The sequence below is a fragment of the Caulobacter sp. HMWF025 genome, assembly GCF_003060965.1.
Lineage (GTDB): Bacteria > Pseudomonadota > Alphaproteobacteria > Caulobacterales > Caulobacteraceae > Caulobacter.
In genome coordinates this window covers 1-16,088 of sequence record NZ_QAII01000044.1, presented here as the reverse complement: position 1 = coordinate 16,088, position 16,088 = coordinate 1, and the positions used below count along the sequence as shown (strand labels likewise).

Sequence of the window (16,088 nt, the reverse complement as noted above, 5' to 3'; positions counted from 1 at the left end):
ATCGGGCGGGGCATGGGGGGTCTCCATCAACCCCGCCAAGGATCAAGAGCGACTCGGGCACCAGCCACTGCGACATTCGCCGCGCGCCGCCTTGTCGCACCTCCGATCAGGCCCGGTCAGCAGACCCCCGGCAGGTCCCCTGCCGAGCCGATCACCGCGCCGGACCGCACCAGCAGGTTGGCGGCCTCCATATCCGGGTGGAAGTGGCGGTCGTCGGTCAGGTGCGGCACCTGCTTGCGCAGCAGGGCGCGGACGGCCTCCAGGGTCGGGCTGGATTTCAGCGGGGCGTGGAAGTCGCAGCCTTGCGCCGCCGCCAGCAGCTCGATGCCGAGGATGGCGGTGGCCGACTCGACCATGGCCAGCAGGCGACGGGCCCCGTGGGCGGCCATCGAAACATGGTCTTCCTGGTTGGCCGAGGTCGGGATCGAGTCGACGCTGGCCGGATAGGCCTTCTGCTTGTTCTCCGAGACCAGGGCTGCGGCCGTGACCTGCGGGATCATGAAGCCCGAGTTCAGGCCCGGCCTGGGCGTCAGGAAGGCCGGCAGGCCGGACAGGGCCGGGTCGACCAGCATGGCGATGCGGCGCTCGGCGATCGAGCCGATCTCGCAGACGGCCAGGGCGATGATGTCGGCGGCGAAGGCCACCGGCTCGGCGTGGAAGTTGCCGCCAGACAGGGCCTCGTCAGGTTGGTCCCCCTCGCCGGGGAAGATCAGCGGATTGTCGGAGACGCCATTGGCCTCATTGGCCAGGGTAAAGGCGGCCTGGCGCAGGATGTCGAGGGCCGCGCCCATCACCTGGGGCTGGCAGCGCAGGCAGTAGGGGTCCTGGACCCGCTCGTCCTCCTTCAGGTGCGAGGCGCGGATCGCCGAGCCGGCCATCAGCTCGCGAAGGGCCGAAGCGGTCTCGATCTGGCCGACATGGCGGCGCAGGCGGTGGATACGCAGATCGAACGGGGTGTCCGAGCCCTTGGCGGCCTCGGTCGACAGGGCCCCGGTGACCAGGGCCGACTGGAACAGCAACTCGGCCTCGAACAGGGCGGCCATGGCATTGGCGGTCGAGAACTGGGTGCCGTTCAGCAGGGCCAGACCCTCCTTGGGGCCCAGGGTCAGGGGCGACAGGCCGGCCTCGGCCAGGGCCTCTCCAGCGGGGCGGCGAACGCCGTCGACGAAGATCTCTCCGACCCCGATCATGGTCGCAGCCATGTGGGCCAGAGGGGCCAGATCGCCCGAGGCCCCGACCGAGCCCTGGCAGGGCACGACCGGCGTCAGGCCCTTTTCGAGCATGGCCTCCAGCAGCTTCACGGTCTCGACCTGCACGCCCGAGGCCCCCTGAGCCAGACTGGCCAGTTTCAGGGCCAGCATCAGGCGGACCACCGCTACGGGGGAGGGCTCGCCGGTGCCGGCGGCGTGTGACAGCACGATGTTGCGTTGCAGGGTTTCCAGATCCCCGTCGCCGATCCTCACGCTGGCCAGTTTTCCAAAGCCGGTATTGATCCCGTAGACCGGCTCGCCCCGGTCGAGGATGCGCCGGACGGCTTCAGCGCTGCGGGCAATCACCGGCCAGGCGGCCTCGGGCAGCCGTGCGGGCGCGCCGCGATAGACCTTCTTCCATTCGACGAGGAAGACCTCGCCCGGATGCAGCACGACCATGGTCACGAGGCCTTCTGGAGGGCACCGGACCGCTTGTGGCCGGCTCTAATATGTATAGACATATTGCAAGGCGACGGCGCGAGTCCAGCGTTCGAGGCCAAGGTTTCGGAGTGTTCCCGGGTGACCAGGGCCCTGTCTTTGCATCAGCGTATCCGTGAGGACATCGAAGGGCAGATCCGCTCGGGGGCCTGGCCGGCCGACTATCGCGTGCCGTTCGAGACCGAACTGATGGCCCAGTATGGCTGCGCGCGGATGACGGTCAGCAAGGCCATGGCCGCCCTCGTCGAGGCCGGTCTGATCGTGCGGCGCAAGCGGGCAGGATCCTTCGTGGCCCGGCCGAAGGTGCATGCGCCGGTCCTGAACATCCCCGACATCCCCTCCACGATCCGGAGCCGGGGTGAGGCCTATGGCTTTCGCCTGCGGCTGAGCCGGGTGCGCAGCCCCGATCCCGCCCTGCCTGACGAGGTAGTCCTGGCGGCCGGCGGTGAGCTGCTGGAGATCGAGGGCGTGCATGATGCGGCGGGGCGGCCCTTTGCCCTTGAGCGGCGCCTGATCGCCCTTGTCGCCGCGCCTGACGCCGCCCTGGCCGACCTCGCGACCGTTCCGCCGGGGGCCTGGCTGCTGGAAAACATCGCCTGGACAGAAGCCGAGAGCCGGATCAGTGCCGTCAATGCGGATGCGGCCATCGCGTCCCTGCTCGACCTGCACGAGGCCGCCGCCTGTCTGGTCGTGGACCGCCGTACCTGGCGCGGCGGCGAGCCCGTCACCCGGGTGTGCCAGATCTTTCCGGGCGAGGCCTATGACCTGATGGCGCGGTTCGGACCGGCTGGCTGATGACGCGATGAAAGCCAGTAGACCTGCACAGGTTTACGACGGTCTTTGAATAGAAACGTTTGCATTCAACGCTGTGGTTTCATTACCGTCCTGTAATGATGTCAGATATGTAATCCACCTTTCCGGCTTGTAACTTGAGGTGAAGGGTCCAGACCGGCAGTTCTCCCGTCAGTAAATCTGAGGGGACCCTGATGACCAGAACCATCCTGCTGGCCACCACCGCACTGATCCTGAGCACCGGCAGCGCCCTGGCCGCCGAGACGCCGCAGGTGGCCCAGGCTCCGGTTCCAACCGGTCCGACGGCTACAGCGCCGCTGGACGACGCCAGCCAGCGCGGCGTTCTGGTGTTCCAGCCCGAGTTCTTCGCCGCCCAGCGGCCCAACACCGCTCTGGACATGGTCAACCGGGTGCCCGGCTTCTCGGCCGACAACGGCTCGGGCGCGCGCGGATTCGAGGGCGCGGTCGGCAATATCCTGATCAACAACAACCGCCCGGCCACCAAGAACGACAGCGGCTCCAACGTCCTGTCGCGCACCCCGGCCAGCCAGGTTGACCGCATCGAGCTGATCCGGGGCGGCGCGCCGGGCATCGACATGCAGGGTTATGCGGTGATCGTGAACGTGATCCTCAAGACCACGGCCAGCCGGCAGTCGGTCCTGACCCTGAACAGCATGCTGTTCGACGGCGGCCATGACATCTATGGCGGCAGCTACCAGTTCACCGCCCGCGACGGCGAGCGCAGCTGGGGCATCACCCTGTCGGACGGCATGGGGTCGAGCGACGCCAACGGTCCGGGCCGCGTGGTCCGGCGCGACCGCAGCGGCGCGATCATTCGTGACGAGGCCTATGTCAACGACAGCTGGGGCGGCGGCAACAGCGTGCGGGGCAATTTCAACGGCCCGTTCGCCGGCGGCAAGCTGGATGCCACGGCGCGCTACGGCATCAATGACTGGAACCAGTGGAGCCGCCAGAGCTCGGCGACCGCGCTGCGGGAAAACGACTATCGCAATGACGAGAAGAACGGCGAGCTGGGCCTGACCTGGACGCGGGTGATCAAGCCAAAATGGTCGCTGGAGGCCCGCCTGATCCACGAGTTCGAGACGTCCGAGGACGAGGCGCTCAATGCCGAGACGCTGAACGGCGTGGCGCGCCCGAAGCAGAGGTTCACCTCGAAGGGCGATGCGTCGGAGTCCATCGTGCGGGCCCTGGTCCGCAACGAGCACTCCAGCAGCCTGACCCTCGAGGCCGGGGGCGAGGTCGCCTACAACATGCTGGATGTCAGCCAGGCCTTCACCCAGGGCGGCGTGCCGGTGGTCCTGCCGTCGGCCTCGGTCAAGGTCGAGGAAACCCGCGGCGAGGCCTTCTCCAAGGCCACCTGGCGGGTCAGCCCCAAGCTGACCGTCGAGGGCGGCCTGCGCCTGGAGACCTCAAAGATCGAACAGTCGGGCGATGCGGCCCAGTCCAAGAGCTTCTTCTATGCCAAGCCCCGGCTGCTGGTGACCTGGACCCCGGTGGCGGCCAACCAGCTGCGCTTCCGCTTCGAGCGTGAACTGGGCCAGCTGGATTTCGATGATTTCGCCGCTTCGGCCGAACTGGGCAATGACACCGTCTATGGTGGCAATGTCGATCTCGAGCCGGAACAGCGCTGGATCTCGGAACTGGCCTATGAGGGCCGGTTCTGGGGACAGGGCATCGTCTCGGTCGGCTACCGTCATGACGAGATCATCGGCGTGATCGACCGTCTGCCGCTGCCGGGCAACCTTTCAGCCATCGGCAATATCGGCGACGGCACCCTGGACCGGCTGTCGGTCAATATCGTGGTGCCGCTGGACAAGCTGCACGTGCCGGGCGGGCGGTTCACCTTCCGCAACGACTGGAACAAGACCAAGGTCGTCGATCCCACCACCGGCAAGGCCCGGCCGATCTCGGACGTGCGGGCCAGCCAGGCCAATGTCGGCTTCGAGCAGGACCTGCCCCGCTACAAGATCGAGTGGGGGATCAACTGGCTGCCGCTGCTGGGCGAGCGCACCTATGATCCGGACCAGACCAACACCTGGCGCGGCACCGACTATTACGAGGCCTTCGTCGAGTACAAGCCGACCACCAGCCTTGCGGTCAGGGCCCAGCTGAACCTGTGGGACAATTTCGACCTCCGCCGCACGGTCTATGCCGACCGCACCACCCGGGCGATCGCCTTCATCGAAGAGCGCAATATCGACCCGCGGACCTTCGTGTCGCTGCGGCTGCGCAAGACCTTCTGAGTTTGGGAGAAAGCGCCCCGTCGCCGGCAACAGCCCGGCGGGGCGTGAGGTCCTGGTGGTTGGAGGCGGGATCGAACCGCCGACCTGTGGGTTATGAATCCACCGCTCTAACCATCTGAGCTACCCAACCGGGCCAGGAAGGGGCGGCTTATAGGCGACAAACGGCGGTTTGATCAAGCCACGATGGACGCCGTCTTCGCCCCCAGCGCATTGACCAGATCGGCGGGTGACAGCCGCATCTGCAGCCCCCGCTGGCCGCCGTTGACGAAGACGTGGGGCTGGGCGAGGGCGGCCTCTTCCACGGCGGTGGGCAGGCGCTTCTTCTGGCCGAAGGGGCTGACGCCGCCGACCTTGTAGCCGGTGATCCGTTCGGCGTCGGGCACGGGCATCATGGTCGCCGACTTGCCGCCGAGGGCGGCGGCCAGCTTCTTCATGCTGACTTCCCGATCCGAGGGCAGGACCACACAGGCGGGCTTGCCGTCCAGCAGCACGACCAGGGTTTTCAGCACCCGGGCCGGATCCTCGCCCAGCGCCTCGGCCGCCTGCAGTCCGACCCGCTCGGAACCGGGGTCGTAATCATAGGTCACCAGCTCGAAGGCGATCCCGGCCTTGGTCGCCGCGACAGTTGCGGGGGTGCTTCTGGACATCGCCCGGGTGATACCCCAAGTGTCGGGCTGGATGGAACCTCGGGGCGCTATGGGGCGTGCCGGGACCGGAGCGTTGCTGTGATCCAGTCTCCCGATCGTCGTCAGGTGCTCGCCGGTGCTGCAGGTCTGGGCGTTGCCGCCCTGGCGACCGGCGCGGGGGCGGGCGTGTCAGACGGTATCCGCGCGCCCCAGATCCTGAGCGGCGAGGATATCGCCCTGACCATCGGCCACGCGGCAGTCACCATCGACGGCAAGCCGGGCCATGCCATTGCGGTCAACGGCACCGTGCCCGGGCCGCAGATCCGGCTGAAGGAAGGCCAGACCGTCCGGCTGGCGGTGACCAATGCCCTGGACGAGGACACCTCGATCCACTGGCATGGCCTGCTGGTGCCGTTCCAGATGGACGGCGTGCCGGGTGTCAGCTTTCCGGGCATCAGGCCGGGCGAGACCTTCGTCTATGAGTTCCAGATCAAGCAGGCCGGCACCTACTGGTATCATAGCCATTCGGGCATGCAGGAACAGGAAGGGGTGTTCGGCTCCATCGTCATCGAGCCCGCCACGCCCGATCCGGCCCCCTTTGATCGCGAACATGTGGTGGTGCTGTCGGACTTCAGCTTCGCCCATCCTCACGTCCTGATGCGCAAGCTGAAAGCCCAGGCCGGCTATTTCAACCGCAACAAGCAGACGGTGGCCGGTCTGCTGGCCGGTCGCGACCAGTCGCTGAAGGACCGGCTGGAATGGTCGAAGATGCGGATGGATCCCACCGACATCCTCGACGTGACCGCCTCGGCCTACACCTATCTGGTCAATGGCCATGGGCCCAAGGACAACTGGACCGGCCTGTTCACGCCGGGCGAGCGGGTGCGGCTGCGCTTCATCAATGCCGGCGGCATGACCGTCTTCAACGTCCGCATACCGGGCCTGCCGATGCGGGTGGTCCAGGCCGACGGTCTGGACGTGGCCCCGGTCGAGGTCGACGAGTTCCAGATCTCGCCGGCCGAGACCTATGACGTGATCGTCCAGCCGACGCAGGACCTCGCCTACAGCCTGGTGGCCGAGTCATCGGACCGCTCGGGCCTGACCCGCGCTACCCTCGCGCCCCGCCTAGGGATGAGTGCGCCGGTCCCGCCGCTGCGGGCCCGGCCGCTGGCCACCATGAAGGACATGGGCATGGACATGTCGGCCCATGCCGGGATGGGACACGATATGTCGGGCATGAGCATGGCCATGCGCGACGGGGCCAATGCGCCGTCGGTCAGGCTGACCCCCGGCGTGCAGGCGATCTCGCCGATGCCCGCCGACCGGCTGGGCGAGCCGCCGCAGGGGCTGGAAGACGCGGGTCACCGGGTGCTGCTCTATACCGACCTGAAGGCGCTCACCCCCAATACCGATCCACGCCCGCCCGGCCGTACTGTGGAGATCCACCTGACCGGCAATATGGAGCGCTTCATGTGGGCCTTTGACGGCGAGGCCTTCGGGCCGCTGAAAAAGCCCATCGCCTTCCAGCGCGACGAGCGGGCGCGGGTGGTGCTCGTCAATGACAGCATGATGGCCCACCCCATCCACCTGCACGGCCATTTCTTCGAGGTGGATGTCGGCCACGGGCCGCTCAATCCGCGCAAGCATACGGTCAGTGTCGCGCCGGGCGGCCGGGTGGCCTTTGATCTGACAGCGGATGCGCCGGGTGACTGGGCCTTCCACTGTCACATGCTGATGCACATGCATGCGGGCATGTTCAATGTCGTCACCGTGCGGCCGCTGGACGGAGCCGCCGCATGAGTGCGGCCCTGCTGATCGCCCTGGCGCTGCTGCAGCACGAGCATCACCAGATGCCGCCGCCCCCTGCGCCGGCCCAGCAGACCGCGCCGGTTGATCCGCATGCGGGTCACCACGTGCCGGCGGCTGACCCGCACGCCGGCCACGCCATGCCGGAGCCCGCCGCGCCGCCGGTTGCGGTTTCCCCCGCCGGCGATCACGCCGCCGACCGCCTGTTCAGTCCGGCCAGCATGGCCGCCGCCCGCGCCACCCTGGCCGGGGAGCACGGCGGCGGCGCCTACTGGATGGTGCTGGCCGAGCAGGCCGAGCTGCGCACGGGCAAAGGCCCCGATGCGGCCGCCTTCGAGGGCGAGGCCTGGATCGGCAACGATGCCGGCCGGTGGGTGCTCAAGGCGCGCGGTGAGCATGGGCGCGGCGAAGGCTGGGAAACCGGCGAGCTTCAGGCCCTGCGGTCCTGGCCGATCGGTCCCTATTTCGACGCCCAGGCGGGGCTGAGGCAGGATATCGAGCCGAAGGGGCGGACCTATGCCACGCTCGGCGTCGAGGGCCTCGCCCCGTACTGGATCGAGACCAAGGCGGCGGCCTTCCTGTCGGATCGCGGCGACCTGTCGGCCCGGCTGGAGGCGGCCCACGACCTGCGCCTGACCGGTCGCCTGGTGCTGCAGACCAAGGTCGAGACCTATCTGGCCGAGGACGGACAGGAGGCTGAGCTGGGCCTGCGGCTGCGCTATGCGATCACCCCGGAGTTTGCGCCCTATGTCGGCCTGCTGCGGCACCGGGCCTTCGGGGACGAGGCCGATCACGCGCGGGCGGCCGGCGAGCGGGTCGGCGGATCCAGCCTGGTGGTCGGGCTTCGGGCCTGGTTCTGAGCGGACTTCCCCTACGAGTGGCTTGCCGTGCGCGGAACGTCGTTCCAACATCTGTTTGACGCGGACGGAAGTGACGGCTCGACACGTCACGCGGCGCGGCCAGACAGGGGAGATCCGACAGGTGGTGGATATCGATTTCGACCGTATGCCGACGCTGGGCGACGTGGCCCGCTATCACGGCGAGGTGCGTGGCCAGGCGGTTGCCCTCAGTTTTGAAGGTCGCGACACGACCTTTGCCGGGTTCGACCGCAAGACCAGCCAGGTCGCCAACGCCCTGATCGCCGCCGGCCTGAAGAAGGGCGATCGCGTCGCCTATGTCGGCAAGAACAGCGACCTCTATTTCGAGCTGCTGTTCGGCGCGGCCAAGGCCGGTGTGATCACCGCCCCGATCGGCTGGCGCCTCGCCCCGCCGGAGGTGGCCTATATCGTCGGCGATAGCGATGCCAGGATCGTCTTTGTCGGCCCTGAACTGATCGGCCAGATCGAGGCCGTCGCGGCCGAGCTGACCTGGCGGCCCGAGGTGATCCTGATGGAGCCCGTGGCCGGCAACAGTCTGCAGACCTTCGAGGCCTGGCGCGACGCGGCCTCGCCGGTCGATCCGGCCGTGCCGATCACCACCAGCGACATCGCCATCCAGCTCTATACCTCCGGAACCACGGGCCGGCCCAAGGGCGCGATGCTGACCCATGACAACCTGCTGGGCCTGCGCCGCCGCGCCGCCCAGGAGCCGATGGCCTGGAACCAGTGGGGGCCAAATGATGTCAGCCTCGTCGCCATGCCGGTCTCGCACATCGGCGGCAGCGGCTGGGGGCTGGTCGGCCTGCTGAACGGTGCCAGGGGCGTCGTGGCCCGTGAGTTCGACCCCTTCAAGGTGCTGGACTTCATCGAGCAGGACCGGATCTCGAAGATGTTCATGGTCCCGGCCGCCCTGCAGATCGTCGTGCGCCTGCCGCGGGCCCGCGAGGTCGACTATTCGTGCCTGAGCCACATCCTGTATGGCGCGGCCCCGATCCCGCTGGACCTGCTGCGCGAGTGCATCGAGGTGTTCGGCTGCGGCTTCTGCCAGCAGTACGGCATGACCGAGACCACCGGCACCATCGTCTATCTGCCGCCGGAAGATCATGATCCCGCTGGCAATGCCCGCATGCGCTCGGCCGGTCTGCCCCTGCCGGGCGTCGAGCTGAAGGTGATGGACGAGGCCGGCAATACCCTGCCGCCCAATACGGTGGGCGAGATCGCCACCCGCTCGGCCTCGAACATGGCCGGCTACTGGAAGCTGGATGCCGCCACGGCCGCGACGGTCGATGCCGACGGCTGGCTGCGTACCGGTGATGCCGGCTATCTCGACGAGGACGGCTATCTGTTCATCCACGACCGGGTGAAGGACATGATCATCTCGGGGGCCGAGAACATCTATCCGGCCGAGGTCGAGAGCGCCGTCTATGGCCACCCGTCGGTGGCCGAGGTGGCGGTGATCGGGGTGCCTGACGAGAAGTGGGGCGAGGCGGTCAAGGCGATGGTGGTGCTCAAGCCCGGTGCCGAGCCCGACCCCGAAAGCATCATCGCCTTCGCCCGGACCCGTATTGCGGCCTTCAAGGCCCCCAAGACCATCGACTTCATCGACGTCCTGCCACGCAACCCGTCCGGCAAGATCCTGCGCCGCGAACTGCGGGCCCCCTACTGGGAGGGCCGGTCCCGGCAGGTGAACTGAATACTTGCCCCCACCTGACCGCTTCGCGGTCGTCCGCCCCCATAGGGGGCGGATGACGTCATCTTCCCCCTATGGGGGAGGAGCGCGAAGCGCGGAGGGGGTAAGTTGATCGCCTACTCCACGAACGCCTCGACCCGCTCGCGACGTCCGACCAGGAAGGCGTCAGCCACCAGGGCCAGCGGCCGGATATCGGCCTCGGACTGCCCGGCGCGGATCAGGTCGCCGAAGCGCTTGTAGAGCCCCGGATACTCGGCATCGCTGGCCTGAACCACCGGCTGGCCGTCGACCTCGATCTGCGCCCCGCCGCTGGACAGGCGCAGGGTGCCCCGGTCTGTGACGGCGGTGATGTCCCAGGTCTGCGGACCGGTCTGCAGGAAGTCGAAGTCGGCGGTGATGGCCGTTCCGGCGATGTCGGTCATGGCCATGTGGGCGGCGATCGGCGACTGGACGTTTTCGGGCACGTCGAGCCGCGCGTCGGTGACGAACACCTCGTTGGGCATGATCTCGGTCAGGATCGACAGGGCATTGATGCCCGGATCGAAGACGCCCAGGCCACCGGCTTCCCAGATCCAGGTCTGGCCCGGATGCCAGCGGCGGACGTCCTCGCGCCACTGGATGTCGATGGCGTGGATCGTCCGGTCGGCCAGGAACGCCTTTGCGGTCGGCACCCCGGCGGCAAAGCGAGAATGCCAACTGGCAAACAGGGTCACGCCACGCTCGGCGGCCAGGGCGACCAGATCGCCGACCTCGCCGACGGTCGAGCCCGGCGGTTTTTCCAGAAACACGTGCTTGCCGGCCGCCAGGGCGGCCAGGGCGGTCGCCCGGCGGGCCTGGGGCGGGGTGCAGAGGGCGATCGCATCGACCGGCGGGCCGTCGGCCAGCATCTCGTCGAGGGTCTCGAACGCCGGGACTCCGACTTCGGGACGCGAACGGCTGGCGATCGCCACAAGCTCCAGGCCCGGATCGGCGGCGATGGCGGGAATGTGCTGGTCCCTGGCGATCTTGCCGACGCCGACGATCCCCACCCTGATAACGCTCACGCCGTCCTCCTCATGTGCTCCGGCGCAAAGAGACCGGTTGGGTGGTGTATTATATTATAAATCCAGAAGGCCCAAGTCTCAGAAATCCGGCCCGCTGCCGGGGCTGTGGCCGCGCCATGGTCAAGAAAGAGGCGCGCCGTCAGGGACAGCGCGCCTTAGGCCGGCAGGCGGAGGAGTGAGCCGGCAAGATTGCAGGGGACGGTGGCCTGACCGGGGTTGGCCGGTCAGGCCGTCCTGAGGGCTACCGGGCGCGCGGCGAGACCGGCAGGGCCTGGGCCTTCAGGGTCACGGTCGAGGTGACCGACAGGGCGCGCGACGAAGCGCCGAGGGCGACATCATAGTCACCGGCCGCGATCGACCAGCCATGGGCCTTGTCGTCCCACACCGACACCAGGCGCGGGTCGACCGTCAGGCTGACGACCGTGCTGGCCCCCGGTGCCAGTTCGACCTTCTTGAATCCAGCCAGACGCTTGGGGGCTTCCCAGCCTCCGGCCTTGGGCGAGACATAGACCTGCGGCACGGCCTTGCCGGTGCGGGTCCCGGTGTTGGTCACCGAGAAGCTGACCGTCAGCACGCCGTTGGCCTCAGAGGTCTTCAGGTCCGAATAGCCGAAGCTGGTGTACGACAGGCCGTAGCCGAACGGGAACAGCGGCTCATGGCCCTTCTTGTCGAACCACTTGTAGCCGACCGCCGCGCCTTCGATCGTGTAGTCGACGTCGAACGGGGTTTCGGGGGCCTTGGGATCGCCGTCCAGCTTGGGGCGCGGCAGCTGGGCCACGTCCTTGGGGAAGGTGACCGGCAGGCGGCCCGACGCGTCGACCTCACCGGTCAGGACACGGGCGATGGCCTCGCCGCCGCTGGTCCCGGGGAACCAGGCCTGGACCACGGCCCCGACCTCATTCAGCCAGGGCATCAGCACCGGCCCACCGGTTTCGAGCACGACGATGGTCTTGGTGTTGGCCGCCGCAACCGCGGCGATGGTCGCGTCCTGGTTCTTGGGCAGGTTCAGGGTCCAGACGTCTTCCGACTCGGTGGTCCACTGATCCGCAAAGACGATGGCCAGATCGCTGGCGGCGGCGAGCTTTGCGGCCGCAGCCGGATCCTTGCCGTCATGGAAGGTGATCTTCGCGCCGGGATAGCGGGCCTGAAGGGCCTTCATCGGCGAGGAGGGGTAGTAGATCACCGGGCCCGGCCAGGTGGCGGGCTCCAGGCCCTGCATCGCGCGACCACCGACCGGATAGACCTGGGACGAGCCACCGCCCGACAGCACGCCGACGTCGGCATGGGCCCCGATGATGGCGATGGTCCTGGCCGTTTTCGCCAGGGGCAACAGGCCCCTGTCGTTCTTCAGCAGGACGATGGCTTCTTCCGCATCGGCCTGGGTGATCTTGCCGTTGGCGGTGAAGTCGATGGGCGCGATCTTGACGGGCTTGTCCACCGCGCCGCTGGCGAACAGGGCGCGGGTGACCCGGCGAGCCATGTCGTCGAGGCGTGCGCCACTGACCGCGCCGCTGGCGAGGTCGGCCTTAAGCACCGAGCCCAGGAAGTTCTGCTTGTCGAAGGCCTCGCCGGCCGACTGCTGGTCGAGGCCCGCATTGACCGCCTTGGATCCGGAGTGCACCGCGCCCCAGTCAGACATCACATAGCCCTTGAACCCGAAGTCCTGCTTCAGGACCGTGTTCAGCAACCAGTCGTTCTCGCAGGCATAGACGCTGTTCACGCGGTTATAGGCGCACATGACCGAGTGCGGGTCCGACTGCTCCATGGCCAGCTGGAAGGCCAGCAGGTCGGACATCCGGGCCGAGGTCTGGTCGATATTGGCGCTGAGGATAAAGCGGCCCGTCTCCTGGTTGTTCAGGGCATAGTGCTTGATGGTCGAGACGATGTTGTTCGACTGGATGCCCTTGATCTGGGCGGCGACCATGGTCGCCGCCAGCAGGGGATCTTCACCGCCATACTCGAAGTTGCGGCCGTTGCGCGGCTCGCGAACCAGATTGACGCCGCCGGCCAGCATGACGTTGAAGCCGGAATTGCGGGCTTCCGAGCCGATCATGGCTCCGCCCTTGTAGGCCAGTTCCGGGTTCCAGGTGGCGGTGGTCGCCATGCCCGAGGGCAGGGCGGTACGCTCGCGGAACTCCTTGGCACTGCCTTGCGTGGCCACGCCGATGCCGGCGTCGGTTTCCCACTGCTCGGGGATGCCCAGGCGCGGGATGCCCTTAACATAGCCGGCCGAGCCGGGCAGGGATCCCTCGATGCGGGTGTATTTCGGCTTCATGTCGGCCCCGAAATAGCCGAACACCAAGGTCAGCTTTTCGTCCTGGGTCATCGCCTTGACCGCCAGATCGGCGCGGGTGTCGGCATCAAGCTTTGGATCCAGCCAGGGCTGGGCTGCGGTCGCGGAGGCCGGGGCGGTGGTCTGGGCGCTGGCGTTCAACGCCGTCGCGGACGCGCCGATCATCAGGGCCAGGGCCAAGCCCTGGAGTGTCTGCCGGTTCATGTTTCCTCCGTTACGCGGTGTCAGGGCCCGGCGGCTCTTTTCGGCCGGCGGGCAATCAGGGGTCAGGATTTGGGCTGGGGCGGAGGAGGACCGGTCCGGGCAGGCCCGGTCGATTCCCGTGTCACCAGGCTGTGCTGGGCCAGGAACGGAGCCGTCGACTTCACGGCCCCCTCGTTGGCGTTCCAGGCATTGAAGGTTTGCAGGGCCCGAAGCGCCATCTGTTCCAGCGGCTGGCGGATGGTGGTCAGGGTCGGCCAGATCACGCCGGCGATCGGCGCGTCGTCGAACCCCACGACCGAAATGTCGTCGGGGATTCGCAGGCCGCGGCGCTGGGCTTCCATGCAGGTGGCGGCGGCCATGTCGTCATTGGCCGCGAAGATCGCCGTCGGCGGCTCGTCGATGTCCAGCAGCGCCTTGGCGGCCTCGACTCCGGTCTTGAAGGTGAACTCGCCGTCGGCGATCAGCTCGGGTCCCGGCTTGGGCAGGCCGTGTGCGGCATAGGCCTCGAAGAAGCCGTTGCGGCGGTGAGTGCTGGCCGCGTGGTCGGGATGGCCCGAGATGTGGCCGATGCGGGTATGGCCCAGGGCAAACAGGTGCTCCACAATCTCGCGGGCGGCAGCGCGGTCATCCATGCCGATGGCCGGGAAATAGGGATCCGGGCTGGTCGGCGAGATCAGCACGCATCGCACTTCCATCTCGCGCATCAGGGCCTTCAGGGGGCCGAAGTCACACTCCGGCGGCAGGAGGATCATCTCGCGGATACCGCCGTCGGTCACAAAGGCGCGGATCCGATCCTGCCAGCCCGGGACAGGGCCGTCGAACAGGTCGACCGTCAGGTGTCGACCGGTCTCCAGACAGCCCAGCAGAAGGGCGTGATGCACCCGGGTGTGATAGCCGCCGCTGGGGTCGCCCATCAGGACGCCGACAGACGAAGAGGCCTGGGACCTCAGGCTGCGAGCCACGGCGCTGGGCTGATAGTCGAGGTCCTGCATGGCCGCGCGAACGCGGTCGCGCGTCTTGGCACTGACGCTCTCATGGTCATTAAGCACCCGAGAGACCGTCTTGGGCGAAACACCCGCCCGTGCGGCCACATCGTGAATCGTCGCCATAGTCTGTCTGTTTCCACGCCCATGGGCCCACTCGCCCGACACCACCACGCTCACGGTGGCAGCGGCAAGGCGGCGCGCTTCTTGAATCATAGCCCACCTTGTCTTCAGTGTCATGGGCAAGGACATTTACGGGTCAAAAAATCGCGCATGTCGAGACATTTTGTGGACATTTTGAGGTAAAATGGCAGACATTTCTGCCACGCACCCGGGCTTGGGCACTGTCCGAAACTGATGTGCGACCGGGTCGTCGTCGCCCTGACCGAGACCCTCTATGATCCCTGTCCCTATGCCCTGTCCCAGTTCCAGGCCTGCCCGGCCGCACCGTGGAAGCCAATCGCCCGGGGGGGCTTTGACATAAACGCCGTTCACTGATCACGGGTCTCGGCTGTGGACGGCGGTAACGGAATGCCTCTAGGCTCTCTTCCTTCAAGTTGCCGGGGTGACATGCGCGTATCCTCTCCCAGCACCCTTCTGCTCGGGGTGGTCTTTTTCTGCATCGCCGTCGCCCTGGCGGCGGTGAGCGTGTCGACGGGCCCGGCCTGGCTGGGCCTCGATCTGACCGCCGGGACGGCCGACGGGCCGCTGAAGGTCGAGGGCGTCGCTCCGGACGGTCCAGCGGCCCGGGCCGGTGTCCGGGTGGGCGAAACCCTGGTCGCCGTAGCGGGCAAGAGGCTCGACGGTCGGGCGCTCGCCACCGAGGACAGCCAGCCGACCCAGGCGCTCAGCGATGCCGCAATGCGCCACCAGGACGCCGTGGCCTCTGCCCTGCAGGCCCGACCGGTGCGGCTGACACTTGAGGACGCCCGGGGCGCGCAGCGTACCGTCGTGCTCGAAGACCGGCCCAGGCCCCTGTCGACCCTGGGGGTCGAGTTCTGGGCCAATCTGTCCTTTGGCCTCATCGCGGCGCTGATCTGCGGCTGGGTCTGGGCCCTGCGGCCGCGGGAGCTGGCGACCCGGCTGTTTGCCCTGACCGGTCTGTCGATGCTGGCCTTCACCTTCGGCTGGGCGGTGCATGCGACGGTCGAGCTGGCCATGGACGCCGCCGTGCTCGCGCCTGTCCTCTGGCTGAACATGGGCGGTGCCGTCGCCTATGGCGGGGCGATGATCGCCTTCTTCCTGAGCTATCCCCGGCGGGTCATGACCCTGCCGATGATGCTGCTGGCCCCGGCCTGCGTCCTGCTCTGGGCGCTGTCACCGCTGCTGCCGGGCAATCCCAGCCTCGACCTGGCCGGTCAGGGTGGCACGGTGGTCGAGATGATCCTGATCGTCGTCGCCATCGGGATCCAGGCCTATGCCAGTCGCAAGGATCCCGCCGCGATGGCGGCGACCCGCTGGCTCGGCCTCTCCGTGATCCTCGGGGCAGGGGCCTTCATCGTTTCCGTGGCGCTACCGGCCAGCCTGGGGCGTCCGGCCCTGATTGATCCGCGTTTTGCGCTGGGCTTCTTTGTCATCATCTATGTCGGCATGGCGGTCGGGCTGCGCCGCCACCGGCTGTTCGAGCTCGACCAGTGGGCTTTCCGCATCCTGTTCTATCTCGGGGCCGGTGCCGCACTGCTGGTCCTCGATACCGTCCTGCTGGTGGTCCTCCGCTACAGCCCCGAAGCCTCGCTGGGCGCGGCCCTGCTGGTGGTCGCCTTCGCCTATCTGCCGTTCCGCGACGTGCTGTGGCGACGCACGGTCGGGCGGCGGACCATG

12 protein-coding genes and 1 tRNA gene are annotated in these 16,088 nt (G+C 67.8%); 7 read left to right on the top strand and 6 right to left on the bottom strand.

What is annotated here, in order from left to right; translation table 11 throughout:
• Nucleotides 1-116 precede the first annotated feature (116 nt).
• Nucleotides 117-1,649 carry a histidine ammonia-lyase gene (gene hutH / locus DBR10_RS05480; RefSeq protein ID WP_199225312.1) on the bottom strand — a complete coding sequence of 511 codons (1,533 nt, stop codon included), beginning with the start codon at nucleotides 1,647-1,649 and terminating at the stop codon, nucleotides 117-119.
• Between the two features lie 132 nt (nucleotides 1,650-1,781).
• On the opposite strand from hutH, the gene hutC reads away from it, so the two are divergent.
• Nucleotides 1,782-2,483, top strand: a complete 702-nt coding sequence (gene hutC / locus DBR10_RS05475) for a histidine utilization repressor (protein ID WP_108490369.1) — start codon at nucleotides 1,782-1,784, stop codon at nucleotides 2,481-2,483.
• Nucleotides 2,484-2,674: 191 nt separating this feature from the next.
• Nucleotides 2,675-4,744, top strand: a complete 2,070-nt coding sequence (locus DBR10_RS05470; protein WP_108504097.1) for a TonB-dependent receptor plug domain-containing protein — start codon at nucleotides 2,675-2,677, stop codon at nucleotides 4,742-4,744.
• 53 nt (nucleotides 4,745-4,797) lie between these two features.
• Here the strand turns inward: DBR10_RS05470 and DBR10_RS05465 are convergent.
• Both DBR10_RS05465 and ybaK read right to left on the bottom strand, forming a co-directional pair.
• Nucleotides 4,798-4,874 (bottom strand) — tRNA-Met (locus DBR10_RS05465).
• Nucleotides 4,875-4,917: 43 nt separating this feature from the next.
• Nucleotides 4,918-5,391 (bottom strand): Cys-tRNA(Pro) deacylase, encoded by a 474-nt coding sequence (gene ybaK / locus DBR10_RS05460; RefSeq protein WP_108504096.1) that lies wholly within the window; start codon nucleotides 5,389-5,391, stop codon nucleotides 4,918-4,920.
• 81 nt (nucleotides 5,392-5,472) lie between these two features.
• Here ybaK and DBR10_RS05455 point away from each other — a divergent pair, with 81 nt between their 5' ends.
• From DBR10_RS05455 to DBR10_RS05445, 3 genes are all read left to right on the top strand, one after another.
• A complete protein-coding gene (locus tag DBR10_RS05455) occupies nucleotides 5,473-7,170 on the top strand; it encodes a copper resistance system multicopper oxidase (protein ID WP_369831659.1) in 1,698 nt (565 codons plus the stop codon).
• Nucleotides 7,167-8,036 (top strand): copper resistance protein B, encoded by an 870-nt coding sequence (locus tag DBR10_RS05450; protein WP_108504094.1) that lies wholly within the window; start codon nucleotides 7,167-7,169, stop codon nucleotides 8,034-8,036. Before DBR10_RS05455 ends, DBR10_RS05450 begins: the two co-directional genes overlap by 4 nt.
• A gap of 145 nt (nucleotides 8,037-8,181) precedes the next feature.
• Nucleotides 8,182-9,747, top strand: a complete 1,566-nt coding sequence (locus DBR10_RS05445; RefSeq protein WP_442861107.1) for a fatty acid--CoA ligase — start codon at nucleotides 8,182-8,184, stop codon at nucleotides 9,745-9,747.
• A 113-nt stretch (nucleotides 9,748-9,860) separates the two neighbouring features.
• Here the strand turns inward: DBR10_RS05445 and DBR10_RS05440 are convergent, their stop codons facing one another.
• From DBR10_RS05440 to DBR10_RS05430, 3 genes are all read right to left on the bottom strand, one after another.
• Complete coding sequence (locus DBR10_RS05440; RefSeq protein ID WP_108556198.1) at nucleotides 9,861-10,787, bottom strand: Gfo/Idh/MocA family protein; 927 nt, start codon at nucleotides 10,785-10,787, stop codon at nucleotides 9,861-9,863.
• 241 nt (nucleotides 10,788-11,028) lie between these two features.
• A complete protein-coding gene (locus DBR10_RS05435) occupies nucleotides 11,029-13,284 on the bottom strand; it encodes a beta-glucosidase family protein (RefSeq protein WP_108503836.1) in 2,256 nt (751 codons plus the stop codon).
• A 62-nt stretch (nucleotides 13,285-13,346) separates the two neighbouring features.
• Nucleotides 13,347-14,393 (bottom strand): LacI family DNA-binding transcriptional regulator, encoded by a 1,047-nt coding sequence (locus DBR10_RS05430; RefSeq protein ID WP_108503837.1) that lies wholly within the window; start codon nucleotides 14,391-14,393, stop codon nucleotides 13,347-13,349.
• 231 nt (nucleotides 14,394-14,624) lie between these two features.
• Here DBR10_RS05430 and DBR10_RS19030 point away from each other — a divergent pair, with 231 nt between their 5' ends.
• Together DBR10_RS19030 and DBR10_RS05425 are read left to right on the top strand one after the other, a co-directional pair.
• Nucleotides 14,625-14,765: a hypothetical protein gene (locus tag DBR10_RS19030; protein ID WP_158272179.1), complete on the top strand. Its 141-nt coding sequence runs from the start codon at nucleotides 14,625-14,627 to the stop codon at nucleotides 14,763-14,765.
• A gap of 72 nt (nucleotides 14,766-14,837) precedes the next feature.
• On the top strand, nucleotides 14,838-16,088 hold a 1,251-nt coding region (locus DBR10_RS05425), incomplete at its 3' end, for a PDZ domain-containing protein (RefSeq protein WP_233243286.1).

Bases quoted from the DNA above. Each gene is read 5' to 3' on its own strand.
- DBR10_RS05445 (WP_442861107.1), top strand. From the start codon at position 8,182: ATGCCGACGCTGGGCGACGTGGCCCGCTATCACGGCGAGGTGCGTGGC.
- DBR10_RS05470 (WP_108504097.1), top strand. From the start codon at position 2,675: ATGACCAGAACCATCCTGCTGGCCACCACCGCACTGATCCTGAGCACC.
- DBR10_RS05430 (WP_108503837.1), bottom strand. From the start codon at position 14,393: ATGGCGACGATTCACGATGTGGCCGCACGGGCGGGTGTTTCGCCCAAG.
- DBR10_RS05435 (WP_108503836.1), bottom strand. From the start codon at position 13,284: ATGAACCGGCAGACACTCCAGGGCTTGGCCCTGGCCCTGATGATCGGC.
- hutH (WP_199225312.1), bottom strand. From the start codon at position 1,649: ATGGTCGTGCTGCATCCGGGCGAGGTCTTCCTCGTCGAATGGAAGAAG.
- DBR10_RS19030 (WP_158272179.1), top strand. From the start codon at position 14,625: ATGTGCGACCGGGTCGTCGTCGCCCTGACCGAGACCCTCTATGATCCC.
- DBR10_RS05450 (WP_108504094.1), top strand. From the start codon at position 7,167: ATGAGTGCGGCCCTGCTGATCGCCCTGGCGCTGCTGCAGCACGAGCAT.
- ybaK (WP_108504096.1), bottom strand. From the start codon at position 5,391: ATGTCCAGAAGCACCCCCGCAACTGTCGCGGCGACCAAGGCCGGGATC.